This is a genomic window from Mesorhizobium sp. Mes31 (assembly GCF_024519675.1).
Classification (GTDB): domain Bacteria; phylum Pseudomonadota; class Alphaproteobacteria; order Rhizobiales; family Rhizobiaceae; genus Mesorhizobium.
The window spans coordinates 100187-125182 of sequence record NZ_JALJRL010000009.1 but is presented as its reverse complement, the minus strand read 5'-3'; the positions used below and the strand labels follow the sequence as shown (position 1 = coordinate 125182).

24 protein-coding genes and 1 tRNA gene are annotated in these 24996 nt (G+C 63.5%); 15 read left to right on the top strand and 10 right to left on the bottom strand.

Going from position 1 to position 24996, the window contains the following annotated elements:
- Positions 1 to 2: 2 nt before the first annotated feature.
- The gene (locus NR193_RS17095) at positions 3 to 1301 is read left to right on the top strand and encodes an FAD-binding oxidoreductase (protein WP_256751953.1); all 1299 of its coding nucleotides are present in this window, start codon (positions 3 to 5) and stop codon (positions 1299 to 1301) included.
- Positions 1302 to 1562: 261 nt separating this feature from the next.
- Here the strand turns inward: NR193_RS17095 and NR193_RS17090 are convergent, their stop codons facing one another.
- The gene (locus NR193_RS17090; RefSeq protein ID WP_256751952.1) at positions 1563 to 2333 is read right to left on the bottom strand and encodes an IclR family transcriptional regulator C-terminal domain-containing protein; all 771 of its coding nucleotides are present in this window, start codon (positions 2331 to 2333) and stop codon (positions 1563 to 1565) included.
- Between the two features lie 119 nt (positions 2334 to 2452).
- Here NR193_RS17090 and NR193_RS17085 point away from each other — a divergent pair, with 119 nt between their 5' ends.
- From NR193_RS17085 to NR193_RS17055, 7 genes are all read left to right on the top strand, one after another.
- Positions 2453 to 3310, top strand: a complete 858-nt coding sequence (locus NR193_RS17085) for a CoA transferase subunit A (protein WP_256751951.1) — start codon at positions 2453 to 2455, stop codon at positions 3308 to 3310.
- Positions 3307 to 4104, top strand: a complete 798-nt coding sequence (locus tag NR193_RS17080) for a CoA-transferase subunit beta (protein WP_256751950.1) — start codon at positions 3307 to 3309, stop codon at positions 4102 to 4104. The genes NR193_RS17085 and NR193_RS17080 overlap by 4 nt, the downstream gene beginning before the upstream one ends.
- 1 nt (position 4105) lies before the next feature.
- Complete coding sequence (pcaF, locus tag NR193_RS17075; RefSeq protein ID WP_256751949.1) at positions 4106 to 5311, top strand: 3-oxoadipyl-CoA thiolase; 1206 nt, start codon at positions 4106 to 4108, stop codon at positions 5309 to 5311.
- A gap of 257 nt (positions 5312 to 5568) precedes the next feature.
- Positions 5569 to 6600: a BMP family protein gene (locus NR193_RS17070; RefSeq protein WP_256751948.1), complete on the top strand. Its 1032-nt coding sequence runs from the start codon at positions 5569 to 5571 to the stop codon at positions 6598 to 6600.
- 189 nt (positions 6601 to 6789) lie between these two features.
- A complete protein-coding gene (locus NR193_RS17065; RefSeq protein WP_256751947.1) occupies positions 6790 to 8301 on the top strand; it encodes an ABC transporter ATP-binding protein in 1512 nt (503 codons plus the stop codon).
- Positions 8301 to 9356, top strand: a complete 1056-nt coding sequence (locus NR193_RS17060) for an ABC transporter permease (protein WP_256751946.1) — start codon at positions 8301 to 8303, stop codon at positions 9354 to 9356. Before NR193_RS17065 ends, NR193_RS17060 begins: the two co-directional genes overlap by 1 nt.
- Positions 9353 to 10297 (top strand): ABC transporter permease, encoded by a 945-nt coding sequence (locus NR193_RS17055; RefSeq protein ID WP_256751945.1) that lies wholly within the window; start codon positions 9353 to 9355, stop codon positions 10295 to 10297. Before NR193_RS17060 ends, NR193_RS17055 begins: the two co-directional genes overlap by 4 nt.
- 243 nt (positions 10298 to 10540) lie before the next feature.
- Here the strand turns inward: NR193_RS17055 and NR193_RS17050 are convergent, their stop codons facing one another.
- Positions 10541 to 11308: an SDR family NAD(P)-dependent oxidoreductase gene (locus tag NR193_RS17050; RefSeq protein WP_256751944.1), complete on the bottom strand. Its 768-nt coding sequence runs from the start codon at positions 11306 to 11308 to the stop codon at positions 10541 to 10543.
- Between the two features lie 291 nt (positions 11309 to 11599).
- On the opposite strand from NR193_RS17050, the gene NR193_RS17045 reads away from it, so the two are divergent.
- Positions 11600 to 11755, top strand: coding sequence for a hypothetical protein (locus NR193_RS17045; RefSeq protein ID WP_256751943.1), 156 nt, complete (start codon positions 11600 to 11602; stop codon positions 11753 to 11755).
- Between the two features lie 112 nt (positions 11756 to 11867).
- Positions 11868 to 12815 (top strand): LLM class flavin-dependent oxidoreductase, encoded by a 948-nt coding sequence (locus NR193_RS17040; protein ID WP_256752095.1) that lies wholly within the window; start codon positions 11868 to 11870, stop codon positions 12813 to 12815.
- A 23-nt stretch (positions 12816 to 12838) separates the two neighbouring features.
- On the opposite strand, the gene NR193_RS17035 is transcribed toward NR193_RS17040, so the two are convergent.
- Positions 12839 to 13513 carry a cysteine hydrolase family protein gene (locus NR193_RS17035; RefSeq protein WP_256751942.1) on the bottom strand — a complete coding sequence of 225 codons (675 nt, stop codon included), beginning with the start codon at positions 13511 to 13513 and terminating at the stop codon, positions 12839 to 12841.
- A gap of 266 nt (positions 13514 to 13779) precedes the next feature.
- Between NR193_RS17035 and exbB the strand changes: the two genes are divergently transcribed.
- The 3 genes from exbB to NR193_RS17020 are packed head-to-tail and all read left to right on the top strand — an operon-like array spanning position 13780 to position 16129.
- On the top strand, positions 13780 to 14718 hold the full coding sequence (gene exbB / locus NR193_RS17030; RefSeq protein ID WP_256751941.1) for a tonB-system energizer ExbB: 939 nt from the start codon (positions 13780 to 13782) through the stop codon (positions 14716 to 14718).
- Between the two features lie 26 nt (positions 14719 to 14744).
- The gene (gene exbD, locus NR193_RS17025; protein ID WP_256751940.1) at positions 14745 to 15206 is read left to right on the top strand and encodes a TonB system transport protein ExbD; all 462 of its coding nucleotides are present in this window, start codon (positions 14745 to 14747) and stop codon (positions 15204 to 15206) included.
- Entirely contained in the window at positions 15203 to 16129 is a 927-nt protein-coding gene (locus NR193_RS17020) for an energy transducer TonB (protein WP_256751939.1), read from the top strand. The genes exbD and NR193_RS17020 overlap by 4 nt, the downstream gene beginning before the upstream one ends.
- Before the next feature lie 23 nt (positions 16130 to 16152).
- On the opposite strand, the gene NR193_RS17015 is transcribed toward NR193_RS17020, so the two are convergent.
- The 5 genes from NR193_RS17015 to NR193_RS16995 form a co-directional block, all read right to left on the bottom strand.
- Positions 16153 to 16473 (bottom strand): hypothetical protein, encoded by a 321-nt coding sequence (locus NR193_RS17015; protein WP_256751938.1) that lies wholly within the window; start codon positions 16471 to 16473, stop codon positions 16153 to 16155.
- 108 nt (positions 16474 to 16581) lie between these two features.
- Positions 16582 to 16842 carry a hypothetical protein gene (locus NR193_RS17010; RefSeq protein WP_256751937.1) on the bottom strand — a complete coding sequence of 87 codons (261 nt, stop codon included), beginning with the start codon at positions 16840 to 16842 and terminating at the stop codon, positions 16582 to 16584.
- Between the two features lie 5 nt (positions 16843 to 16847).
- Complete coding sequence (locus NR193_RS17005) at positions 16848 to 17099, bottom strand: hypothetical protein (RefSeq protein WP_256751936.1); 252 nt, start codon at positions 17097 to 17099, stop codon at positions 16848 to 16850.
- A 71-nt stretch (positions 17100 to 17170) separates the two neighbouring features.
- Complete coding sequence (locus NR193_RS17000; RefSeq protein ID WP_256751935.1) at positions 17171 to 18229, bottom strand: SagB family peptide dehydrogenase; 1059 nt, start codon at positions 18227 to 18229, stop codon at positions 17171 to 17173.
- Positions 18230 to 18650: 421 nt separating this feature from the next.
- The gene (locus NR193_RS16995) at positions 18651 to 19400 is read right to left on the bottom strand and encodes a helix-turn-helix transcriptional regulator (protein ID WP_256751934.1); all 750 of its coding nucleotides are present in this window, start codon (positions 19398 to 19400) and stop codon (positions 18651 to 18653) included.
- A 462-nt stretch (positions 19401 to 19862) separates the two neighbouring features.
- Here NR193_RS16995 and NR193_RS16990 point away from each other — a divergent pair, with 462 nt between their 5' ends.
- Both NR193_RS16990 and NR193_RS16985 read left to right on the top strand, forming a co-directional pair.
- Complete coding sequence (locus tag NR193_RS16990) at positions 19863 to 20603, top strand: metallophosphoesterase (RefSeq protein ID WP_256751933.1); 741 nt, start codon at positions 19863 to 19865, stop codon at positions 20601 to 20603.
- A 13-nt stretch (positions 20604 to 20616) separates the two neighbouring features.
- The gene (locus NR193_RS16985) at positions 20617 to 22071 is read left to right on the top strand and encodes a bifunctional serine/threonine-protein kinase/universal stress protein (RefSeq protein WP_256751932.1); all 1455 of its coding nucleotides are present in this window, start codon (positions 20617 to 20619) and stop codon (positions 22069 to 22071) included.
- A gap of 293 nt (positions 22072 to 22364) precedes the next feature.
- On the opposite strand, the gene NR193_RS16980 is transcribed toward NR193_RS16985, so the two are convergent.
- Together NR193_RS16980 and NR193_RS16975 are read right to left on the bottom strand one after the other, a co-directional pair.
- Positions 22365 to 24524, bottom strand: a complete 2160-nt coding sequence (locus NR193_RS16980) for a bifunctional diguanylate cyclase/phosphodiesterase (protein WP_256751931.1) — start codon at positions 24522 to 24524, stop codon at positions 22365 to 22367.
- Between the two features lie 380 nt (positions 24525 to 24904).
- Positions 24905 to 24980: transfer RNA gene (locus NR193_RS16975), tRNA-Ala, on the bottom strand.
- Positions 24981 to 24996 lie beyond the last annotated feature (16 nt).

Sequence of the window (24996 nt, the reverse complement as noted above, 5' to 3'; positions counted from 1 at the left end):
TCATGGCATCTTCAACGGGTTTCAATTCCGGTCTCGATATCGGCAAATCCTACTATGTCGCCACCGCCAATCCGGCGCCCGACCATCCGGCGCTTGCCGGTGATGTCGAGGCCGACCTTGTGGTTGTCGGCGGCGGCTGCACCGGCCTGTCGGCTGCCCTTCACGCCGCCGAGCGCGGCCTGAAGGTGGTGCTGCTCGAAGGCGGCAAGATCGGCTGGGGGGCATCGGGGCGCAATGGCGGCCAGATGATTCCCGGCCTGCGCAAGGGCGCCAAGGGTCTGGTCAAGCTCTACGGGCCTGAACGGGCGAAGGTGCTGTTCGATCTCGCCTTCGAGGCGCGCGGGCTGGTGCTCGACATCATCGAGCGCCATGCCATCGATTGCGACCTCAGGCTGACCGGCCATCTGGTCGGCGCGGTCAACGGCTCCGATCTCAGGGACCTGGAGGAAGAGGCTGAGTGCCTGGCTAAGGTGATGAAGTTCCCGCATGCCGAGATCCTGTCGGCGGCGGACGCCCGGGCCAAGGTCGACACGCCCTATCACGGCGCGATGTACGAGCCGCTGGGCGGCCACATGCATCCGCTGAACTACACGCTCGGCCTTGCCCGCGCAGCAAGCGCGGCCGGCGTCACCATCCATGAGAATTCGGTGGCCACGCGGCTGGAGCGCGAGCCTTCGATCCGGGTGCCGACATCAAAGGGTTCGGTGCGGGCAAAACATGTCGTGCTGGCGGGCGATGCCCTGCTCAATGGGTTGGAGCCGCGCGTCAACAGCCGCATCATGCCGGTCGGCAACTACATCGTCGCCACCGAGCCGCTGGAAGGCAAGCGCAATGTCATCCCGGCCAATGTCGCGGTGTCCGACACACGCTTCGTCGTCAACTATTACCGGATGTCGGCCGATGGACGCCTGCTGTTCGGTGGCGGCGAGCGCTACACGCCGTCGCCGCCGGCCGACATCGCCGGCTTCGTGCGGCCGCATATGGAAGGCACCTTCCCGCAGCTTAGGGGCTGCCGCATCGATCATGCCTGGGGCGGGCTGGTGTCGGTGACGACGTCGCGGCTGCCGCATGTCGGGCATTATGGCGAGGTCTATTTCGCGCATGGCTATTCCGGCAAGGGTGTCATCCTGTCGACGCTGTCGGGCAAGCTCTTGGCCGAAGCGATCACCGGCGATGCCGCGCGGCTCGACCTGTTCTCGACGCTCACGCCCATGCCGTTCCCCGGCGGCACGGCGCTGCGCGGCCCGCTCTATGTGCTGGGAATGCTCTGGTACGCGATGCGGGATCGGATCAAGCATTGAGGGGCGCGAGCCTCGGGCTTCGTATCAAAGGAAATGCGAAGTCGGCGCAACCCCTCACCTGCCTGCCGGCATCCTCTCCCCGTATAGTGACGGGGAGAGGGGCGCTGTCTTTGGCGATTTCGCCAATCACCAGCGTTGCAAGGAGGGCGGAGGCGTTACGGCCAGCTGCTTTCTCCCCGTTCTACGGGGAGAAATGCCCGGCAGGGCAAGGAGGGGCGGCGCCGAGGGTTGGCCACTCAAATCTCCCTTCGCAAAGTCTTCTTAGACGACGAAGAAATCCTCGATGCGCTGCCTGGCTCCAAGCAGAGCCGGCAGGATTTCCCGTTCCATCTCGGCGACGGTGAATCGCGCCGACTGGGTCGAGACGTTGATGGCCGCGACCGTGCTTCCTGAGCGGTCGCGGATCGGCACGGCGATCGAACGCAGGCCGAGTTCCAGTTCCTCGTCGACGATGGCAAAGCCGTCCGCCTTCGCCTTGCCGATCGCTTCGGCCAGCAGATGCCTTTCGGTGATCGTCTTCGGCGTCCGCCTCTCGATCGTCGCCTGGCCGAGAAATGTGTCGAGGTCGCCCGGCGCCAGGCCGGCAAGCAGGATCCGCCCCATCGAGGTGCAATAGGCCGGCAGCCGGGTGCCGACATCGAGCGACACGCTGAGGATGCGGCGGCCGGGAATGCGGGCGACATAGACGACATCCTGGCCCGACAGGATGGCAGCCGAACAGGCTTCGTTCAGCTGTGCAGCAACCGCGCGCATGATCGGCGCGGCGAAGCTCCACAGCGAGCCGCCGCCGAGCCAGGTGCGGGCAACCGTGAGCAGGCGCGGCGACAGCGAAAACACGCGGCCGACCTGGGTGGCATAGCCGGTGGCGACAAGCGTCAGCAGAAAGCGGCGGGCGCCGGCTCGGGTCAGGCCGGCTTGCTCGGCCATTTCTGTCAGCGTCATGCCCGAGGGGTGGCCGGCAAGGATCTCCATGACGGCGAGGCCGCGCTCGAGCGAGCCGACATGGTCACGGGAAGCGGTCTCTTCGTCCATCGAACCTCCGCGGAAGGGTATTGTCGTGCGAATTGACTCCGCACCCTCAATCGGCATAAAAGTATCGCATATGGAACATATGTTCGCAATGCGAACTTTTGAATCCCGGAGCATGTTGGATGGTCAAGTTCCTGCCGCTCAAACAGGCCGTCGCGGAGAACCTGAATGACGGCGATACGGTCGCCTTCGAGGGCTTCACCCATCTGATCCCGACAGCCGCCGCGCATGAGGCGATCCGCCAGGGTTTTCGCGACCTGACTTTGATCCGCATGACACCGGACCTGATCTACGACCAGATGATCGGCATGGGCATGGCGAAGAAGATCATCTTCTCCTATGTCGGCAACCCCGGCGTCGGCCTGCTGCGGCGCGCCCGCGACGCCATCGAGAACGGCTTTCCCAGGTCGATCGAGATCGAGGAGCACAGCCACGCCGGCATGGCCAATGCCTATGAGGCGGGCGCGGCCGGCCTGCCCTGCGCGGTGTTCCGCGGCTATCGCGGGGCCGGGCTGGCGGCGGTCAATCCGAACATCAGATCGGTCACCTGTCCGTTCACCGGCGAAGTGCTGGCCGCCGTTCCCTCGATCCGGCCTGACGTCACCTTCATCCATGCGCAGAAGGCCGACCGGAAAGGCAATGTGCTGGTCGAGGGCATCATCGGCATCCAGAAGGAAGCCGTGCTGGCGGCCAGGCGCGCGGTGGTGACGGTGGAGGAAGTGGTCGACAATTTCGATGATCTGCACCCCAATCTGACCGTGCTGCCGCGCTGGACGATCACGGCGATATCCGTCGTGCCCGGCGGCTCGCATCCGTCCTACGCGCATGGCTACTATGCGCGTGACAATGCCGCCTATCTCGAGTGGGACGAGATCGCCGCCGACCGGGAAAAATTCCAGGCGTGGATGCAGGCGAACGTCATCGAGAAGAGTGCCGACGATTTCGCGGCCCGGGTCGAGCATCTGAGGAAAGCGGCATGAGCGACAATTTGGGCTTCACCCCCAACGAAATGATGACGATCGCCGCCAGCCGTGCGCTGCAGAACGACGATGTCTGCTTCGTCGGCATCGGCGCTCCGTCCGCCGCCTGCAATGTCGCCCGGCTGACGCATGCGCCGGATATCACATTAATTTACGAGAGCGGCACGATCGGCACGGCGCCCGACGTGCTGCCGCTGTCGATCGGCGACGGCGAATTGTGCGAGACCGCGGTCACCACCGTCGCGGTGCCGGAAATGTTCCGCTACTGGCTGCAGGGCGGGCGCATCTCGATCGGCTTCCTCGGTGCCGCCCAGCTCGACAGGTTCGGCAACATCAACACCACGGTCATCGGCGACTATTTTCACCCGAAGACCCGGCTGCCCGGCGGCGGCGGCGCGCCGGAGATCGCGACGTCATCGAAGCAGGTCTATATCACCATGGCGCAGACCAAGCGCGGCATGGTCGAGAAGATCGACTTCTTCACCTCCTTCGGTCACGGCGAGGGTGGCGACCATCGCAAGCGTCTCGGCATCGACACCGCCGGCCCGACATTGCTGATCACCGATCTCGCCATCTGGAAGCCGGACCCTGTGACCAAGGAATTCACGGTGGTGTCGCTGAATCCCGGGGTCACGCGCCAGCAGGTGCAGGAGACCTGTGGCTGGGTGGTTAAGTTCGCAGAGGCGCTTGACGAAACGCCGGCGCCAAGCGAACTCGAACTCAAGACATTGCGCGACCTGCAGGCCCGCACCAAGGCGGCGCATGAGGGAACCGGAAAAGAGAAAGCTGCCTAGCATGGCCGAGGCCTATATCTGCGACTACATCCGCACGCCGATCGGGCGCTTCGGCGGTTCTTTGTCTTCCGTGCGTGCCGACGACCTCGGCGCCATCCCGCTGAAAGCGCTGGTCGAGCGCAATTCCGGCGTCGACTGGCAGGCGGTCGACGACGTCGTCTATGGCTGCGCCAACCAGGCCGGCGAGGACAATCGCAACGTGGCGCGCATGGCGCTGCTGCTGGCCGGCCTGCCGAAGGAGGTCTCCGGCTCGACTGTCAATCGCCTGTGCGGCTCAGGCATGGACGCGCTGACCATCGCCGCGCGCGCCATCAAGGCCGGCGAGGCGGAGTTGATGATCGCCGGTGGCGTCGAATCGATGAGCCGCGCGCCCTTCGTCATGCCCAAGGCCGACACGGCGTTCTCGCGCAATGCCGAGATTTACGACACCACCATTGGCTGGCGCTTCGTCAATCCGCTGATGAAGAAGCAGTATGGCGTCGATTCGATGCCGGAGACCGGCGAGAATGTCGCCGAGGACTTTTCGGTGTCGCGCGCCGACCAGGACGCCTTTGCCGTGCGCAGCCAGGACAAGGCCGTCGCGGCACAGGCCAATGGCCGACTGGCGAAGGAAATCACTGATGTGACCATCCCACAGCGCAAGGGCGATCCGATGGTCGTGTCGAAGGACGAGCATCCACGCGCCGGCACCACGGTCGAGGCGCTGGCCAAGCTGCCGACGCCGTTCCGCCAGGGCGGCACGGTGACGGCCGGCAATGCCTCCGGGGTCAATGACGGGGCGGCGGCACTGATCGTCGCCTCGGAGGCGGCAGCAAAGAAATACGGCCTGACGCCGATCGCGCGCATTCTTGGCGGTGCCGCCGCCGGCGTTGCGCCGCGCATCATGGGCATCGGCCCGGCGCCGGCGACCGAGAGGCTGTGCGCGCGGCTCGGTCTGACACCAGAACAGTTCGATGTCATCGAGCTCAACGAGGCCTTTGCCTCGCAAGGCATCGCCGTGCTGCGCCAGCTCGGCATTGCCGAGGATGCCGGGCACGTCAACCCGAATGGCGGCGCCATCGCGCTCGGCCATCCCCTGGGCATGTCGGGCGCCCGCATATCGGGCACGGCGGCGCTGGAGCTTCGCGAACGTGGCGGCCGCTATGCGCTGGCAACCATGTGCATCGGCGTCGGGCAGGGCATAGCGATCGCGCTCGAACGGGCCTGACCAACCGCACTCTTCCGCCGGCCAAGATCTAGGCCGGTTCGGCGCGTAGTCAAATTTGACCATGTGGACAAAAGTCTAGCGTCGTTCCATAGTTCCCAGCGCATGACCCCGAAAATCGATGTCGATTTTCGGAAAGGGTCATGCGCAGAACCAAGATGCTACAGCGTCCTTTGCGCGTCCGAAGGACGCGCGGCGCTGTAGGCTGACATTTTCACGAACAGCCGGCTCGACACGGCTGTCGAACAGAGGGGAATGCAATGGAAAACCGGAAGAACAGATTCCAGATAAAACGCGAAGGGCTTTCGCGACGCAACGTGCTGGAGCTCGGCGCGCTTGGCCTGGCCGCGGCCATGCTGCCGGGCGCCGCCTTCGCCAAGGACAAGAAGCTGAAGGTGGCGGCGATCTTCGCTACGCCGATCGAGGAGCCGTGGGACAACCAGATCCATGTTGCCCTGCAGAAGGCCGAGAAGGAACTCGGCATCGAATACAAATGGTCGGAGAAGGTGCAGACCGCCGATTTCAGCCGCGTCATGCGCGAATATGCGCAAGGCGGCTATCAGCTGGTGCTTGGCGACGCCTTCGCCGCCGAGCGTGAATCGCGCCGCACGGCCAAGCAGTTCCCGAAGACCGCCTTTCTGTTCGGCTCGGGCGCCGGTCCGGCGGAACCGAATTTCGGCGTCTTCGACAACTGGATCCACGAGCCGGCCTATCTCTCCGGCATGATCGCCGGCAAGATGTCGAAGTCGGGCACGATCGGCGCCGTCGCGGCGATGGGCATCCCGGAAGTGAACCGGCTGGTCAACGCCTTCTTCGCCGGCGCCAAGGAGGTCAATCCGAACATCAAGAAGAAGGTCGCCTTCATCGGCTCGTTCTTCGATCCGCCCAAGGCCAAGGAAGCAGCGGTCGCGCAGATCGATGCCGGGGCCGACGTCATCTATGCCGAGCGTTTCGGCGTCATCGAAGCGGCGGCCGAGAAGAAGATCCTCGCCATTTCCAACATGTCCGACCAGTCGAGCCTCGGCCCCGACACGGTCATCACCGGCCCGGTCTGGGACATGTATCCGACGGTCGAACAGGCGATCAAGCTGGTCAAGGCCGGCGTCTTCACCGCGCAGGACTATGGCGACTTCTCGCGCATGGCCAAGGGCGGCTCCTATCTCGCGCCCTACCACAAGTTCGACAAGACGCTGCCCGCCGACGTCAAGGATCTGGTCGAGAAGAAGAAGGCCGAGATCCTCGAAGGCAATTTCCGCGTCGACGTGGACGAGAACACGCCGGTTTCGGATTAGAGCGCCTTGCCCTCTCCCTCGAGGGGGTGAGCCGGTTCGCTAGTTGTCAGCCCAGCCCTTCGCAGGCTCAGGGCGTTCGAAGCTCGAAAAGCCAAGCAATTGGCTTTTCGTCCGCTGCACGGACCGCTTCTCACCCCCACAAAGGGGAGGGTAAAGAGCCGCGCCATCTCATCGGAGGCATTCTGACCCTTGCCCGCCCCACTCATCGAAATGCGCGGCATCACCAAGAGCTTCGGCGCCGTCAAGGCGAACGAGGCCATTGATCTCAGCGTTGCACCGGGCGAGATCCTCGGGCTGCTGGGCGAGAACGGCGCTGGCAAGACGACGCTGATGAACGTGCTGTTCGGCGCCTATGCGCCGGACGCCGGCGAGATCCTCATCCAGGGCAAGCCGGTGCGGATCACCAGTTCGGCCGATGCGCTGGCCGCCGGCATCGGCATGGTGCACCAGCATTTCCATCTGGCGCCACGGCTGACGGTGCTGGAGAATCTGCTCATAGGCATTCCCGGCAAATCGGGACGGATCGACCGCGCCGGCGGGCTGGCCCGTCTCGCCGAGATCGGCCGCCAGCATGGGCTGACGCTCGATCCCGACCTTCCGGTCTCGGGGCTGTCGGTCGGCGAGCAGCAGCGGCTCGAGATCGTCAAGGCGCTGTTTCGCGGCGCCAGGCTGTTGATCCTCGACGAGCCGACGGCCGTGCTGGCGCCGAGCGAGGTCGACGGGCTGTTTTCGGCATTGCGTTCGATGGCGGCGCAAGGGCTCGGCATCATCTTCATCTCGCACAAGCTCAACGAGGTGCGGGCGCTGACGCATCGCTGCACGGTGCTGCGGCTCGGCCGCGTCGCCGGCCGCGTCGACGACCCGGCCAACACGACATCGGCCGCAATGGCGCAACTGATGTGCGGCCACGAGATCGTGCCGCCGGCGAGGGGGCCATCATCGCCCGGTGCTGCGGTGCTGACGCTCGACGGCATTTCCACATCGCAGCATTCGGGAACGGCGCTGCGCGACGTATCGCTTGCCGTCCGTGCCGGCGAGATCCTCGGCATTGCCGGCGTGTCGGGCAATGGCCAGCGGGCGCTGGCGGAGGTCATCTCCGGCGTGCGTGCGCCCGATGCCGGCCAGATGACGATCGCCGGCCAAAACGTGTCGCGGTTCTCGCCGCGCGAGGTGCAGGCGCTTGGACTCGGCCGTATCCCGGAAGACCGCATGACCACCGGTCTGGTCACCAATCTGCCGCTCGCCGATTCGATGGTGCTGCCGCGCATCGGCACGGCGGCGTTCAGCAGCAAGGGCCTGCTCAAGCCGGATGCGATCCGTGCCTTCGCCGAGGCGCAGATCAAGGCCTATGATATCAGGTGTCCCGGGCCGATGACCCGCGCCGGCGCGCTGTCCGGCGGCAATCTGCAGAAGGCGCTGCTGGCGCGCGAACTTGCCTTCGATCCGAAGGTGCTGATCGTCTCGCAGCCGACACGCGGCCTCGACATCGGTGCCGCCCGTTTCATCCACGAAAAATTCCTCGACATGCGGGCCAAGGGCTGCGGCATCATCGTCATTGGCGAGGATCTCGAAGAACTGCTGGTGCTCTGCGACCGCATCGCGGTGATGTATGAAGGCCGCATCGTCGGCACACTCGACAGCGCCGATGCGACGATCGCGCGGCTTGGCCTGATGATGACCGGGGCGGAGGGCCATAGCTGATGTTCCGCCTGGAAGTCCGCACCTCGACGCCCGCCTGGTTCAACCTCGCGCTGCCGCTGCTGGCGATCGGTGCCACGCTCGTGCTGTGCAGCGGTCTGATCGCGCTGGCCGGCGCCGGCGTCCTCGAAGCCTATGGCGTGATGTTCACCGCCTCGCTCGGCGACAGCTACGCGATCACCGAAACGATGGTGCGCGCCGCGCCGATGATCTTCACCGGGCTGGCGGTGGCCGTCGCCTTCCGGGCCAAATTCTGGAACATCGGCGCCGAGGGTCAGTTGCTGGCCGGCGCGGTGGCCAGCTGCTTTGTCGGCGCCATCCCGATGCCGGGGCCGCTGGCCATGGTCTTGATGGCGGTGGCGGGTGCCGCGGCCGGTGCGGCCGTTGCCCTCGTGCCGGCAACGCTGCGGGTGAAATTCAAGGTCGATGATGTCGTCAGCTCGCTGTTGCTCAACTCGGTCATCTACTATGCGCTGATGGCGCTGATCGAGGGGCCGTGGAAGGATACGTTCAGCGGCTATCCGATCTCGCCGCCGATCGAGGATTCGGCGAATTTCCCGGTGCTGCTCGAAGGCACGCGGCTGCATCTCGGCGTCGTTGTGGCGCTGATCGCGGCACCGTTGATCTGGTTCCTGATCGTGCGCACGACGCTCGGCTTTCGGATCAGGGTCACCGGCGAGAATCCCGAAGCGGCGCGTTATGGCGGCATCAACGTCGAACGCGTGTTGCTGTCGACCGCGCTGCTGTCCGGCGCGCTGGCCGGACTGGCCGGCGTCGGCGAGGTCGGCGGCGTGCATTTCCAGGTGATGAGCGACATTTCGCCGGGCTACGGCTATTCGGGCATTGTCGTCGCCATGCTGGCGCGGCTCAATCCGCTCGGCGTGGTGCCGGCGGCGATCTTCCTCGCCGCCGTGATGACCGGCGCGGAGGCGATGTCGCGCGCGACCGGCGTGCCGGCCTTCCTCAGCGACGTCATCCAGGGCACTGCCTTGCTTGCCATGCTGGTGGCGCTGCTGTTCACCGCCTATCGCATCCGCCGCGTCGGAGCCGCCAGATGAGCGCGGTGTTCGAACAGATCTTCCAGGTAGGCTTCCTCGCCGCCATCATCCGCATCGCCACGCCGCTGGCCTTCGCCACGCTCGGCGAAATGTTCTCCGAGCGCGCCGGCGTGCTCAATCTCGGCATCGAAGGCATCATGCTACTGTCGGCGATGACCGGCTTCACCGCCACCAGCCTCAGCGGCAGCCTGTGGCTCGGCGTGCTGGTGGCGGTGTTCACCGGCATGCTGATGGGCGCGCTGCATGCGCTGTTCACGGTGGCGCTCGGCCTCAGCCAGCATGTCTGCGGCATTGGCGTCACGCTGTTCTCGTCGGGTCTCGCCTATTTCCTCTACCGGCTGATCTTTGGCCAGCAATCCGTGCCGCCCAACATCAAGGGGTTCGAGACGCTGCCGATCCCGGTCTTGTCCGACATTCCGGTGCTCGGGCAGGCGGTGTTCAACCAGTTTTCGCTGGTCTACATGGCGATGCTGGCCATACCGCTCGCCGCCTTCGTTCTCTACCGCACGCCATGGGGCCTGTCGGTGCGCATGGTCGGCGAAAATCCGCGCGCCGCGGACTCGGCCGGCGTCAGCGTCATCGCCACGCGTTTCCAGGCGGTGATCCTGGGTGGCGCGCTGATGGGGCTGGCCGGCGCCTTCCTGTCGATGGCGCAGTTCAACGCCTTCACCTTCGGCGTCGTCTCCGGGCGCGGCTGGGTGGCGATCGCGCTGGTGGTGTTCGGCCGCTGGGATCCGTGGCGTTCGGCGGGCGCGGCCCTTCTGTTCGCCTTTGTCGATGCCTTGCAACTGCGCATGCAGGCAAGCGGGCTCGGGCACATACCCTACGAAGCGTTCCTGATGCTGCCCTTCATCTTCACCATCGTCGCCATGGCGGTGATGTCACGCAACGCGGTGGCGCCATCGGCGCTGCTCAAGCCGTTCCGACGCGAGGAGCGGTAGACGAGTAGAACTTGGCGTCCTTTCCTCTCCCTCCGGAGGGGAAAGGGTGGCGCTGCGAAGCAGCGACGGAGTGGGGGAACCACCTGGCAACCGTCGCCAACGGATATTGAAAGGGGACCAAGGAGGAAGAATCTTCCTGCACCGCGCCCAAGGGTCGACCCCCACTCCGTCGAGCTGCGCTCGACACCTCTCCCCCGATCGACGGGGTAGAGGAAAGGCACGCCAGGCTGTCCCTGGGACGCCTCACATGGCGGTAAAGCCATTGTCCACGAACAGATGCGCGCCGGTGACGAAGCTGGCCTCGTCGCTGGCGAGGTAGAGCGCTGCCTTGGCCACCTCTTCCGGCTCGCCGATCCGGCCCTGCTGCGCGGCAAGCGCCGCGTCGGAGACATCGACGCCGAGCCGGCCCAAATCGGCGACCTCACGCAGGCCGTGGGGTGTGCGGATGAAGCCGGGGCAGACCGCGTTGCAGCGGATGTTGCGGTCGCGGAATTCGACGGCGATGGCGCGCGCGAACATGTGGCAGGCGCCCTTGGTGGTGTCGTAGAGCACCTCCATCGGCGTCGCCGCAACCGCCGAGATCGAAGAGGTGCAGACGATCGAGCCGCCACCCGCCGCGATCATGCCGGGCAGTACGGCGCGCGTCATCAGGAACATCGAGCGCACATTGACGGCATGCAGCCAGTCCCATTCCTGAACGGTGGTCTCCAGGAAGGGTTTGATGACGATGGTGCCGGCATGGTTGAAAAGCACGGTGACCGGGCCGAGTTTTTCCGTCGCGCTCCTTACGGCAGCTTCGACCTGCGCTTCGTCGGACACGTCGGCGACAAAATGCTCGGCGACATGGCCGCGCGCGCGGATCGCCGCGGCTGTGGCAGCGGCCGCCTCGCCGTTGCGGTCGATGATCGCCACCCTGGCGCCTTCCGCCGCGAACAGCTCCGAGGCCGCCCCGCCCATTCCCGTCGCGCCACCCGAAATGATGGCAACCTTGCCGGCCAGTCTTGTGCCCATTTTTCCACTCCCCTTTTGATGATTTTCGTTTGCTGGTTTGGCGATTCTATCGCGCACACACCGGGCGGCCAATGCACCAAGTGGGGTGCAGTGAGAACAAGAATATGGGCCCATTCATCTGCGCAGGGAGACCATGGATATGCCATGTCGATCGGCGGCCAAGGCGGCCATCTCAGCAAACGGGAACCAATTTGAGGCCATAGGGGAGAAAATTATTCTGCTTTTGGCTCAAAAATAGCACTCGACAAAGTCTACAAGTTTTATAGATTAAGCAGCGAGACGGAGGTCGATATGTCCTATATCCAGAACGCTCAGACTGACGGCAACGGCCAGCGGCTGGCCAATGCCCAGACTTTTCGCCCGGCCTATGCCGGAGCTTTCGCCTATCTCGTCTTTGCCCTTGCGTTCGTGTTCACCGGGGCAGTTGTCCTGGGCCTTATTCCCTGAGTCGTCGGATCGACCGGGGCTAGCCGCCCACCGCTTGCAGTCAAATCGGAGTTGAATGAACCGAATCCTCGGTGCGCTTTTGCGCGCGCCTGACGTGACGGAGGAGATGGCAATGCCGATCGAGTTCACGCATGTTCCCGGTAAAACGCACCCTGCCCACACCACGGCTCCGTTCTTCTATGATTTCGCCGAGACCGCGACCAAGCTTGGGCTGATCGAGGACGGCGGCTTCCGCAAGATCGTCGTCGACGATTCGGCCGGGCTGCTGACCAACATGGATCTTGCTGCCCAGGTGCTCGATCGCACCTCGTCGCTCGAAGTCGTGCTCACCCACTGGGCAGGCGTGGTCGAGCCGACGGTGGCGGCGCGCCAGCTGGCGTCGATCGACAGGAAGAGCGGCGGACGTCTGGCGCTCAGGATGATCAGCGAGCCGTTGAGCGACGACGATGCCGAGACACGGCCGGTCGGGCATACGGTCGTCTGGCAGCGCATCGATGAATATCTGGTACTGCTGAAGCGGCTGTGGTCGAACGACCGCCCCTTCGACCACGAAGGCGCGTTCTACAGCATCAAGGGCGGCTATGTGCCCCGCAAGGGTCCTCACGGCGCCGACCTGACCATCCGCATGGGCGGGCAATCCGGAACGGCGCTCAAGGTGGCCGGCCGGCATGCCGATGTCTTTGAACTGGCGCCGGGCCCGATCGACGAGGTCCAGCAGTTGATGGAGCGGGTGCGTGGCGCCGCGGCCGAACACGGCCGGGCGAGCAAGCTGCGCTTTGCGCTTCCGGTTAGGATCCACCGGGGTGTTTCCACCACCGGCCACAAGGCGGTCGACGTTTCGGGGCCACCGGCCCAGGTCGCGCTGTCGCTGCTTGCCTATGCCGGGCTCGGGATCGATGAATTCATGATTGTCGGCGTCGACACGCCGCGCGAGATCGCGACAGTCGGCCGGGAAACGATCGCCTTGTTGCGCAACTCCCTGGCGCGTCGTGAAACCGACGAATTCCAGCCCGGGGCGTTTGCGGCTCGCACGAGGCCGGAGACGCGTGCAGCGGGTTGACAGGTGCCGTGGCGGCCGTCGAACTAGCCTGTCGCGTCGCTCAGCCGCGACAGGGCTTCGATGACGGCGGCGGAATCAGCCAGCGCGCCGAAGACGCCATCCTCGATCGTCACCATGTGAAGCGCGGCTTCGTGCGCCTGCCTGTCGCCACTGGCGCAGGCATCCGAGATCGTCAGGCACTGAAAATTGCGGTCGCAGGCCTCGCGCAGCGTGGTGTGGACGCAGACATCCGTCGTGCACCCTGAAAACAACAGATGCGTGATGCCTTGCGCGCGCAGGACAAGCTCGAGATCCGTATAGGTGAAGGCGCTGTTGCAGGTCTTGTCGACGATGATGTCCTGCGGCGCGACGTCGATCTCTGGAACGATCTGAAAACCCGGGCCGGAGCGCAGCAGGATTTCGGTGCCTTCGAGACCGGCGCGCTTGCGGCGCCATTTCTCGTAGGGCGTCATGTCGGCCATATCAGCCCTGTAACCCTGCCTTGTGTGGATGATCGTCAGGCCGGCCTTGCGGGCGGCGGCGATCAGCCGGCTCACCGTCGGCAGGATCGCCCTTAGCGGCGACGGATCATAGCCCTGCCTGGCGAAGTAGCCGGTCGTCGACAGGAAGTCCTGCTGCAGGTCGATGACGACCAGCGCGGTGTTTTCCGCAACCAGCCTGCCGTCATAGGGGAAGTCGAAGGGCCTCGCCTTGATCATCCGTGGTTCTCTCCTCACCGATTGTGAGGTCCATCCTGACCGGCGAAGTTGCAGCCGTCCAGCCGGGCGGCAGTCCTAACACGAAGAAGCGAGATGCTGGGCGTCGGCCAGCCGCCGGGTCGATGCCACCGCACGTCACTATGTTTTGTTGACTGTTGAAGCCATCTTCAATGTTGACTAGCAATGTCATGTTTTATAGTCAACCGGGCACTGGCACGCCGAAGCCCGGATCTGGAAATGCGGGCGGCCGCACTGGAGAGAAGCTGTTGTCGAGAAATGGCCTGTTGGCGGCGTTGACCGCGTCCGTGATCCTGTCGGCCGGCAGTGCGACCGCCCAGGAGCAATCGGGCACTGCTGCCCCGGCGATCGAGGCACCCACCGCACCCGCCGCTGCACCGGTAGCTTCCCCGCCAGCAGCGGCTGCGCCCGTGCAACAGCAGCCGGGCATCCAGCCGGTCGCCAGTTCGCCAGTCGAGGCCGGACCGTCGACGGCGATGGAATTGACCCTGCCGCATGATCTGTCGCCGTGGGGCATGTTCATGGCGGCCGATATCATCGTCAAGGCAGTGATGATCGGACTTGCCTTTGCCTCCCTCGTCACCTGGACGATATGGCTGGCCAAATCGTTGGAGATTTTCGGCGGCAAGCTGCGCATCCGTCGCGCCGTCCGGGCGATCGGGGATGCCGCGACGCTGAAGCAGGCCAGCCGCGCGCTCGACCGCAGCGGCGGCCCCGGCGCGCTTCTGGTGCGGGCGGCCGAGGAGGAAACCGCGCTTTCGGCCGGTGCGCTCGACCATGTCAGCGGTGACGGGCTGAAGGAGCGGGTCACCTCGCGCCTGTCGCGCATCGAGGCGGCGGCCTCGCGGCGCATGTCGCGTGGCACCGGGGTGCTGGCGACGATCGGCTCGACCGCGCCCTTTGTCGGCCTGTTCGGCACCGTCTGGGGCATCATGAACGCCTTCATCGGCATTTCGCAGGCGCAGACCACAAATCTGGCCGTGGTCGCTCCCGGTATCGCCGAAGCCTTGCTGGCTACGGCGATGGGGCTCGTCGCGGCGATACCGGCCGTCGTCATCTACAACGTCTTCGCGCGCTCAATAGCCGGCTACCGGCAGATCCTCGCCGACGCGTCGGCGGGCGTCGAACGGCTGGTCAGCCGCGATCTGGATTTCCGCGCCGTCGCGCCGGCGACGGCGGCGCGATGATGGCGGCACGGGAACGGAGCAACGCCATGGCAGGCAGAATCCGACAGACCGTGGACGACGATCTCGAGGAGAGCCACGAGATTAACGTCACCCCGTTCATCGACGTCATCCTGGTGCTGCTGATCATCTTCATGGTCGCCGCGCCGCTGGCGACGGTGGATGTCAATGTCGATCTGCCGGGCTCGACCGCAACGCCCGCGCCGCGACCCGAGACGCCGCTGTTCCTGACGTTGAAAGAAGATCTGACGCTGGCGATCGGCAACGATACCGTGCCACGCCCGGCTTTCGCCGCAACGCTGGACAGCAGAACCAAGGGCGACAAGCAGACGCGCATCTTCCTGCGTGCCGACAAGGCGGTCGGCTATGGCGACCTGATGCAAGTGATGAACCTGCTGCGCGGCGCCGGCTATCTGAAGATCGCGCTGGTCGGCCTGGAGACATCGTCCGCGGCCGATGCCCCGGCCGCCACGGGAGCGGCGTCGCCATGACGCCATCGGCTGCCTTGCCCACGGTGGAGCTTTCGCGTTTCGGTTGGCGCGATATTGGCTTGTGGGCAGGTGCGGCCATGCTGGTCCTTGGAGCCCATGTCGCGGTTGCCTATGCCGTGCAGAGCTTCAGCCTGATCGACGAAGCGGATGGCGGCCCGCCACCGGCCCAGCTGATCGAGATGGCGCCGATGGTGGCAATGCCGGCTGTGGAAGAACAGATGGCCGCGCTGGACGCGGTGACGCCCGATCAGACCGAGCCGGAGCCGGCACCGCAAAAGCCGGTGGAACAGATGCAGCCGATTGTCGAACAGGCGGACGCGGTTCCGCCCGAAGAGACCGAACCCGCCCAAACCGACGTGACTGAACAAGCCGACCAGCCGCCGCTGGACGAAGTCGTCCCCGATATTGTCGAGACCGTCGCCCCCGACGTGGTCATTCCGCTGCCGCAGGCGAAACCGGTCGAAGCGCCCGAGGAAAAGAAACCGGTTGAAGCCAAGGTGAAAAAGCCTGTCGAGAAGCCCGGGCCGCGGCCAAGGAAGGAGAAGGCGCCGCCGCCAACCGTCGCCAGTGCCGACGCCAGGCCGGCGGCCAAGACAGCCGCGCCGAAGTCGGCCGAAGCGGCTTCCCGATCGGGCGTGAACCCTGCCAGATGGAACTCCAGCCTGGCGGCCTGGATCAGGCGGCATACGCGCTATCCGAGTGCGGCGAGGGCCCGACGCGCGGAAGGCGACGTGAGGGTCACATTCACGATCGATTCTTCCGGGCGCGTATTGTCCGCCCGGATGGTTGGTTCTTCCGGCGACCCCGATCTCGATCGTGCGGCGCTCGCCGTGCTCCATGGCGCCACGGTGCCGGCACCGCCGGCGGAACTCGGTTCCCGCGTCAGCCGTACGGCGCCCTTCGTGTTCAGCCTGCGCAATTAGGGACCAGGGCAGGGATCAGCCGATCAATAGCCCTGCGACAGGCACAAGGCCTCGACCTGTTGCAGATAGAAGCGGCATTTCGTGCGCAGGATCCCGAGGTTCGGGTCGTCGGCACCATTGATCTCTATGGTCCGCAGCATGAAATCGAAATGGGCATGAAAGGCGTCCACCGCGCCCCAGAGATTGTCGGCCTGGCAGGTATCGGCTGTTGCCATCGAGATAAGTTGGTGGGCCTCGACCCGCGCGGCATCCGGTGACGGCGGTCGCCCGGCGATCAACGCGTCGAGCCGCCTGAAAATGCTCTCCCTGACATCAATGCTCCTGATGTCGACGATCATGTTCATTGGCGAGGTCCCCCTGAAGCAATTCCGGGAAAAGCGCGTGACGGTCTTCCGCCTGGAATTGCGCAAAAACGACTGGTTGGAGCGGTTCAACGATCAGACACTGAACGCCTAGGTCCGCGCGAGCGGATGCCGGTTGTGCGGGCTGCATGCGATCAAGGCCGGGATCGCCGTCGTATCGGACGGCCGGCCCCTGATGATGTTGGCGACCTCGGCATCAGCCAGCTCGAACCAGTAGATCATGTCGGCGCGGTCAAGATCGGCAACGGCTTTCTTCAGCATCGGCAGCAGGCTTTGCAACGCACACAGCGTCTCCCAGCGGTTTGGACGGGAGGTCGGGCCTGCCACCGCGCATGCGGCTGACGGTTGCATGCCGGCTACGCTCTCCCTGGCAGGGCGCGATTGTCTTTCGCGTGCATCTTGGAGTGGAGCGGGTTGCCGCCGAACTGCGCATGCTTGGCCGGCCGTGCGCCGCGAAGAGCGTCGAAGGCCTCGGCATAGGCCATGCCCAGAAGATAGGAGATCATCGGAAAACGGCTTGCTTCGGCCATCTGCACCAGTTCGTTGGTCATCGACGAAATATATTGAAGGCTGTCTATCTCAGACTGACGTAAGGACTGATTTGGCACGTGCTGCTCCTGTCATGATCGGGTGGAACTCAGGGAACGCGGTACTGGTCGTTCTGGACATACTAAGTCGACTAATTGATCGATTGGCCCACTGGAGACGGACCTGTTTGCGGGGTCGAGATGGTCAAGGCATAGACGGGCGCGTCGGTGAGGCGGTCCAGGCCGAGCAGGCGCGTGATTGCCGAATGACTGAGCGCGGCCGTGGGGCACGCCGACAAGCCATGATTGGTCGCTGCCAGCATGATGTTCTGGCCGATATGGCCGGCCTCGATCAGCACGACACGATAGGCGTTGGCATCCTCGTACTTCCACATCGTGCGATCGAGCTTCGCGCACAGCAGGACGAGGCATGGCATGGCGTCCGCCCACTCCTGCCCGCCGACCAGTTCGGAGATCTTCGGCAGGTGGTTCGCGGAAATCCTGCCAAGGTCGTGATCGGCGGCGGAATAGTGGTAGACACCGGGCTCGAGGCCTTCGACCGCCAGTGCGACCACATAGGCCTCGTAGGGATTTCTCGCGCCGCCGGAAGGCGTCATGCCAAGCGGCAGGGCGCCGACGCAGTTGGTGGTCTCGCCGGTAATGCCCATGCCTGCAAACAGGCAGTCGGAAAGTTGCTCCGATGTGATGGTGGGCGTCGCCGCCGTGCGGTTGGTGCGGCGCCGCGCCATCAGGGCGAGAAGTTCATTGCCTTCCAATGCGTTCGGCAGCCGAATGGCGCCCGGGGAATTCCTGAGCAGGAGGTCGGGCTGCGGCGTGTGGCCAGCGCGTTCGATCTGCCGCTCTTCCGCTTGCTCGATGGTCATGAACTCGCTGTCCTGAACGCAGAAATGCATCAGCGCGGTCGGAATGCCCCAGTTCCATTGTCCGGAGAACTGCGCCTCCTGTTCGGCGAGCGGCGATCCGGCGGTCACCAGGGCGGAAAAATCGAGCAACCGGGGAACGACAGCCTTCAGTTCGGACTGCGACCATCCATGGGCGCGGGCGACATCCGCTATCGAAGCCCATTTGTCCCAGGAAGCGAGAAGACCGATCACCTCGGGGCTGCATTCAAATACGTTCCTGGTCAGGAAATTGCAGCCAGTGACCTTGTTCGGTCCAGGGTAGAAAACAAGCGTTTTTGAAGAGCGCATTTTCATGATGCTGAATGCTGTCCATGGAGCCGAGGCGCCGACGAGCAACCCGCTCATCGGCGCCCAACGACTTCAGCGCTTGTTGTAGTGCATGCCCTGGGAAAAGAAGGCGGTCTGCGTGCCGGCGGCAATCGTCAGCTTCGGAGCCGTGTTCACTTTCTTCGCCATTTTCATCCCTTTCCTGACCCCCCAACGGGATCTGCTGAAAGACCCCCCAAACGGGATCCGCGACAAGAAAGGTAAGTTCGAAAGAGTTAGAAGTTTGTTAAAATCGCAGTAAATCCGCTACTTGGTAGCTTCGCTGCGAATTATATTTCTCCGCGGTAAAGTGTAAAAAATCGATTTTACTCAAACATCGAGTAAACTATCGTTAGTGTACGCTTTTTCGGTACATCTTGTTCATATTTAGCGTAAGCCATGGCTAGCCCAACCCGTCGCGGGCGAGACTGACCACGAGCGGGTCGACGCCCGGATCGTCGAGCCTGATGACATGCGCCATTTTGATCGCCTGCCTTGGCGGGATGTTGGCTACGTCCTGCCGCATGATGACGGGCACGAATGCTGGACCGGTCTCCGTCAGAAGCATGGCCTTGCCGGTCAGCACCGGCTCCGAGATGGGAGCCCACTGCACGGAGATCAGCGACGGTTCGCCTGTCTGGCGGCGGTTGATCCCGCTGAAATAGATCCAGTTCAGGCGTGCGATCGCCACCCCATAGTGGTTGCCGCGCGCACGCGCCCAGGTTGCCCCCCGGCGCTCCGACCATCCGGTGACCCGTCGGAACGTGACCAGCTCGACGTCACGCCGCACGAACGTCACCGACCGCATCAGGAGGTCGGGACGGGTCGGGATCGAAAAATAGGTGAAATAGGTGCCCCCCGCGATCGATGGACTGGGAGGGCGGATCATCTGTTTGAACAGCGCCTCGGAAATCGGCGGCAGGCCGCTGGCCGCTGGCTCGGGGGCGTCGGGATACTGGTACAGCTCGGCTTCGTTGATGCGGAAGTAGTCGCATATCAGCTTGGCGGTGGCTTTGTTCGGAACGGTCTGTCCCTGCAGGTAGCGTTCGAACTGTGTGCGGTTGATGTGCAGTTCACGGCACACCGCGCTTACAGAGGCATGATCCTTGCAAAGTCGTCTGAGGTTTGCAGCGAGATTCTCGCGAAGTGACACGTCTTTGCTTCCGCAGGGGGATTTTTCATTTCGATTCGAAATCCATATAGCGTCTTCGGTCGCCCCCGCCCGAAACGCTCCGGTACAACACACAGAAAAAAACCGATTAGATGACGTCAATGTAACGAGGGACTCGCGAAAAAAAATAGCGGCGATCCGATGGCCGTCGTCGCCATAAGTCCAATTGACAACAGTTTTGCCGGAGATTTCGAGTCGAGGCGCAATGGCGTGCGTTTCTCCTGTCGCGGAGAGCCGAAAAACGATTGTTTGCTGACGGTGGACGCCTTCGCGCCGAACCAGTCCCGACCGGGTTCTTGATCCAAATCAAGCAGCCAACCGATCAGGGCCCTAAGAACCTTGTTTGGCTTTTTGGGCGACCGGGGGGATGTTGGCACTGGGCCGGATGATATCAGTCGCGGCAAGTGACTTGCGATGTTCCGCCGATCCCCGGGATAATGTTGAATGCGCATCGCGATCCTGTCCGACATCCATGCCAATCGCGAGGCGTTCGACGCGGTGCTGGAGGCTGTCCACGAGCGTGACCCGGACCAGCTGGTCTTGCTGGGTGATCTGGTCGGCTATGGGCCTGATCCCATCCATGTGGTCGAGAGGGCCGCCGCTCTGGTGGCCCAGGGGGCGCTTTGCGTTCTCGGCAATCACGATGAGGCGGTGGTTCTGAACCGGAGTGACATGACCGAGAATGCACGATTCGCCGTCCAGTGGACCCGCGAACGCCTCGCTCCGGCGCATTTCGATTTCCTGGCGCGATTGCCGCTTTCGCTGCAATCCGAAGACCGGCTGTATGTGCACGCCAGTGCGGAGCGGCCGGCAAAATGGTTTTACATACGCGACGTCGACGCAGCAGAACGCTGCCTGTCGTCAAGCGATGCCCGTTTCATTTTCTGCGGCCATACCCACGTTCCGGCCGTCTATTACGCGCTGCCGGGCCGCCGGCCGATCCATTTCCGGCCGCTGGATAATGTGGCGGTGCCTTTGTCCGCGCCGGCACGGCATCTGGTGGTTGTCGGCGCGGTCGGCCAACCCCGCGATGGCAATCCGGCGGCGTGTTATGCTCTCGTCGACACGGAGCGGCACGAGGTCACGATGGTTCGTGTTCCCTATGATCACGAAGAGACGGCCCGCAAGATCCAGGCAGCCGGTCTGCCCGGGTGGCTTGGCATGCGTTTGAAGATCGGTCGCTGAGGAGGCGTATTCCATGCAACGGTTTGAGGCAGGGACAGTCATCGATGGTTTCGAGCTGGTCGAAAAGCTGCCCACCGGCGGCATGGCGTCGCTGTGGCGGGCGACCAACCTGCGGTACGATTTCCCGCTTGTGCTGAAGATACCGTTTCTCGATCCGGGCGGGGATGTCTCCGTCATCCTCGGTTTCGAGGCGGAGGAGCTGATCCTGAAACGCCTCTCGGGACCGCATGTGCCGCGTTTCGCGGCGTCCGGCAGCCTGGCGCAGGTTCCCTATATTGCCATGGAGTTCGTGGCCGGCACTGGCCTCGCAGATGTCATAGGCAACGCGCCGCTGCAGGCGGGCGAGGTGGCAAGGATCGGAACCGAGATCGCGACAGCTCTTGCCGCCCTGCACAGGCAGAAGGTCGTTCATCTCGATCTCAAGCCCGAGAACATCATTCTCGCCGGGCGCGGCGCGGTGCTGCTCGACTTCGGGCTCGCCCGGCACGCGGAGCTCCCCGATCTTCTCGGCGCCGAAAGCTCCGTGCCGATGGGCACCGCCGCCTATATTTCGCCCGAACAGGTGCTCGGCGAGAGATCCGATCCCGCAAGCGACCTGTTCGCGCTGGGTTGTATTCTCTATCAGCTGGCCACTGGCGAAGAGCCGTTCGGGCGCCCGGCGACTTTCGCCGGAATGAAGCGCAGGCTCTATCATGCCCCGAGGCCGCCGCGAGACATCAACGCGGCCATTCCGCGGTGGCTGGAGGCCATCATCCTGCGATGCATGGAAGTGGACAGGTCTCGACGGTATGTCGAGGCGGCACAGGTTCTCTCCGACCTGAGAAACCCCGACCAGGTGGTGGTGGTCAGACGCAAGCCCCGGGAGGTGGGCGCATGGGCTGCGATCACGAAGCTGTTTCGCAAGACGGATGACAGATCGCTTGTCGGCAAGCCGACCATGTCGAGGACACAGGCCGGACCGTCAATTGTCCTTGCCGCGGTCGATCTGACCAATGGCAGCGATGCGCTGGCAGGCGAAGTTCTCAACGAAACCGCCCGTGTGCTTGCATCGCGCGCGGACTCCTGGCTGGCCTGTGTAACGGTGCTGAAGACCGAGATCATCGGCGAGGCGCCGGCAGCCGACGAAACGGGCCGCTCGGAGTATCTGAGGCGGCTCGTCGCATTGAAGGACTGGGCCCGTCCGCTGCACCTGCCGGAAGACCGCATCAGCTACCATGTCCTCGAAGCGGTCAGCCCTGCCGATGCGATCCTCAACTACGCCGAGCACAATGACGTCGGACACATCGTCGTTGGAGCAAGGGCGTCCTCGGCAATTCGCCGTCACCTCGGCAGCGTCTCGACCAAAGTCGTGGCACAAGCCCTTTGCTCGGTTTCAGTGGTCCGCCTGAAGGCGGTGGAGGAACAGGGGCTGCACCGCAAGGGCCCTATCGCGCCAGTGGAGCGGGAGAGCGCCGAGCCAGATCAATGAACACGGGGCCAAGGCACGGTGCCAGTCGGGATTTGTCTCCGCGGGTCTCCGTGCGGTCGCCAGATCCGCGAGCACAACAAAGGATTTCAGGATATTCCGCTGGCGGAGCTGAGGTTCACCGAACTACTTCTTCAAGGTGTCCCATGCCGTCACGCGACCTCGAAAATGTTGGGGTTCTGGATGCTGTGCAAGCCAATCACCCAGCCGGCAGTGCGAAGCTGGGACGCCAAGAAAATCAGGGCGAAATCGACAGACGCGCTCCTCGGGCCTTGTCGTACGTCAACCCGTTCGTCTCATGCGGAAGCGCGTCGGGATAAAACTTCCTCGTCCAGCAGCTCTTGAAGTCTCACTTTCGGCACAGGCCTCGAGAGCAGAAAGCCTTGAAGCTGGTCGCAGCCGAGCTCGCGCAGATAATCGCATTGGCTCACGGTCTCAACGCCTTCGGCAGTGGTGCTAAGGCCAGTAGCGCGCGCCAGGTCGATAATCGCCTGAACGATTGCCTCGTCGCCATTCGAGCGGCCGAAGCCTTGCACGAAGCTCCGGTCGATCTTGATCCTGTCGACTTCCAGGGTCTGCAGGCGCCCCAATGACGAAAACCCAGTGCCAAAATCATCGAGAGCGAAGCGCACCCCGATGCGGCGCAGCGCCTCGATGTTGTGCTTGCATTCGGTCCGGCGCTCCAAAAGTGCGCTTTCTGTCACTTCCAATTCGAGGCGCCGCGGATCCATTTGCGCCTCCAATAAGATGCCGGTCACTTTCATTGCGAAAGCCGGATTGTTCAGTTGCAAGGCCGATACGTTCACGGCCAGGGTGTCGATCTTCCAATTGGCTGCATCGCGGCACGCCTGCCGCAGGACCAGTTCGCCCAACTGATCGATCAACCCCGTTTCCTCGGCCAATGGTATGAACAGGTCGGGGGGGACCCAGCCCCGATCCGCGTGGGACCAGCGAGCCAAGGCTTCGACGCCTATTATCTCCTTTGTGTCGGCCGTATAGAGCGGCTGGTAGTGGACCTGGATTGCGCCAGGCACTTCCAGCGCCTTGCGCAGTTCCTGCTCGAGGCCCTTGCGCATCGCCAGCGTCTGGTCCATCTCCGGCACGAAGAAGGCGTAGCTGCTGCGACCCGCCGCCTTGGCGTGGTAGAGCGCCGTGTCGGCTTTCCTCACCAGTTCGACCTGATCCAACCCGTCCTTGGGAGCAAATGCGCATCCGACACTCAAGCCAATAAAGACTTGCATCCCCGAGACTTCAAACGGCCGGCGGGCGGACTCAATTAGCCGGTCGCACAAAGCCTTGACATCATCTTCCCCTCCGATCGAGCGTCGGATGATGATGAACTCGTCGCCGCCCAGGCGGGCGACGGTGTCCGTTTCCGTGGTAAGCCGCCTCAGCCGATCGGCGAACTCCCTGAGCAGCTCATCGCCTGCCGGATGGCCAAAACTGTCATTCACCTGCTTGAATCGGTCGAGGTCGAGGTAAAGAATGGCGAACTGCTCGCCCGTCGAGGGTAGACGCGTCAGGGCATCGGCCAGTCGTTCGTTGAACTGGCCGCGATTGGGCAAGGCCGTAAGCAGATCATTGTGTGCGAGATGAAAAATCCGGTCCTCGGATTCTCTCAACTTCAAACTCCGCCTGCGAAAGGCGATCAGGCCCAAAATCACGCCACCCAAGACCAACCCAAACAAAGTTATAAGAATAGGGGCCAGCTGGAAGAGTACAAAGGCTCCAGGGCGATATGGTTGCCACACAAAAAAACCGATAGTCGAACCCGACCTGCTGAGGAGGGGATAAGCCGTCTCGGCCGAGGATTGTAGATTTACCCAGGAGAATCGCGCGCCGTCCAGAAAATAATCTTTTCTGAAGGAGGTGACGAGATTGCCATCGAGAAATCGGATCGCAACATGCAGAAATTCCTCACCCTGTACCTGGGCGATGTCGCCGCTGTCGGATACGACCGGCTTTATGCTGACAATGGCAGGGTGGCCCGAGACGATGGCCAAGTCGGCAACCCCTATCGTGAGAACTTGCTCCGAGACGCCTTCGGTGTCCCCCCGTTTGAGCCTTGCCCTGAGGTCATCAACAAGGCGTCCGGTGGTCCCCTTTATGGAAGTATAGCTGCCAGGGTCGGCCTTCGAACCGTCTATCGATGCGTAGATAGGCGCATCAGTTGGATCGAGAATATAGATCTCGTCTTGACCGAAGTAGGTGTGCATCCAACTGCCTAGATTGATGTCGATCCACTTCTCGTCCCGTTTGCGCAGCGCCGTTACCGCGTCGTCCCAGACGGTAACGCTCTCCTGGTCGTGTGCGACTCCGCTTTCCAGCTTGGATACAATCAGGGCAACCAGGCTTTGCTGCCGCGATACGGCAACGCTGTCGGTCTGAATCGTGGACCATAGCAGAAGCCCCGTGGTCGCGATTGCGATGAGCAGCGTCAACCCAATGATGGGCATAGCCATTCGGAGCAGAAAGAGCCGAAGGGTGGGTTCGTTCGAATGTCGAGGCAGTTTCATGTGGCAAATCTAATCGTCAACGGCTTCTATACTCTTAACGTGACGGCGCGGAGAGCACGATCTGAAGCACACGCCTCCGACGCTATTGACGTGGAGGTTCATAGGATAAGCGGTCGGATCTTCTGGACGGGCCAAGCCGGCGCTCGCTGAGAATCGCGAAAGCGGCCAATGATGCCGAACATGATGAGGCATCCGATAGCGTCGTCAACAGTTCTCATGTCACAGAACGCGAGCGGCTCGCCATTTGGGCGGGCGGTTATGCGCCACCAAAAGCGACGTTCAGGAGATAGCGGGTCTTTTCAGGTGTTGGGATATTCCGCTGGTGGAGCTGAGGAGGATCGAACTCCTGACCTCGTCATTGCGAACGACGCGCTCTCCCAGCTGAGCTACAGCCCCGTCCAGCGGATGGCGC

Bases quoted from the DNA above. Each gene is read 5' to 3' on its own strand.
- NR193_RS17095 (WP_256751953.1), top strand. From the start codon at position 3: ATGGCATCTTCAACGGGTTTCAATTCCGGTCTCGATATCGGCAAATCC.
- NR193_RS17090 (WP_256751952.1), bottom strand. From the start codon at position 2,333: ATGGACGAAGAGACCGCTTCCCGTGACCATGTCGGCTCGCTCGAGCGC.
- NR193_RS17085 (WP_256751951.1), top strand. From the start codon at position 2,453: ATGGTCAAGTTCCTGCCGCTCAAACAGGCCGTCGCGGAGAACCTGAAT.
- NR193_RS17080 (WP_256751950.1), top strand. From the start codon at position 3,307: ATGAGCGACAATTTGGGCTTCACCCCCAACGAAATGATGACGATCGCC.
- pcaF (WP_256751949.1), top strand. From the start codon at position 4,106: ATGGCCGAGGCCTATATCTGCGACTACATCCGCACGCCGATCGGGCGC.
- NR193_RS17070 (WP_256751948.1), top strand. From the start codon at position 5,569: ATGGAAAACCGGAAGAACAGATTCCAGATAAAACGCGAAGGGCTTTCG.
- NR193_RS17060 (WP_256751946.1), top strand. From the start codon at position 8,301: ATGTTCCGCCTGGAAGTCCGCACCTCGACGCCCGCCTGGTTCAACCTC.
- NR193_RS17055 (WP_256751945.1), top strand. From the start codon at position 9,353: ATGAGCGCGGTGTTCGAACAGATCTTCCAGGTAGGCTTCCTCGCCGCC.
- NR193_RS17050 (WP_256751944.1), bottom strand. From the start codon at position 11,308: ATGGGCACAAGACTGGCCGGCAAGGTTGCCATCATTTCGGGTGGCGCG.
- NR193_RS17045 (WP_256751943.1), top strand. From the start codon at position 11,600: ATGTCCTATATCCAGAACGCTCAGACTGACGGCAACGGCCAGCGGCTG.
- NR193_RS17040 (WP_256752095.1), top strand. From the start codon at position 11,868: ATGCCGATCGAGTTCACGCATGTTCCCGGTAAAACGCACCCTGCCCAC.
- NR193_RS17035 (WP_256751942.1), bottom strand. From the start codon at position 13,513: ATGATCAAGGCGAGGCCCTTCGACTTCCCCTATGACGGCAGGCTGGTT.
- exbD (WP_256751940.1), top strand. From the start codon at position 14,745: ATGGCAGGCAGAATCCGACAGACCGTGGACGACGATCTCGAGGAGAGC.
- NR193_RS17020 (WP_256751939.1), top strand. From the start codon at position 15,203: ATGACGCCATCGGCTGCCTTGCCCACGGTGGAGCTTTCGCGTTTCGGT.
- NR193_RS17015 (WP_256751938.1), bottom strand. From the start codon at position 16,473: ATGAACATGATCGTCGACATCAGGAGCATTGATGTCAGGGAGAGCATT.
- NR193_RS17010 (WP_256751937.1), bottom strand. From the start codon at position 16,842: ATGCAACCGTCAGCCGCATGCGCGGTGGCAGGCCCGACCTCCCGTCCA.
- NR193_RS17000 (WP_256751935.1), bottom strand. From the start codon at position 18,229: ATGCGCTCTTCAAAAACGCTTGTTTTCTACCCTGGACCGAACAAGGTC.
- NR193_RS16990 (WP_256751933.1), top strand. From the start codon at position 19,863: ATGCGCATCGCGATCCTGTCCGACATCCATGCCAATCGCGAGGCGTTC.
- NR193_RS16985 (WP_256751932.1), top strand. From the start codon at position 20,617: ATGCAACGGTTTGAGGCAGGGACAGTCATCGATGGTTTCGAGCTGGTC.
- NR193_RS16980 (WP_256751931.1), bottom strand. From the start codon at position 24,524: ATGCCCATCATTGGGTTGACGCTGCTCATCGCAATCGCGACCACGGGG.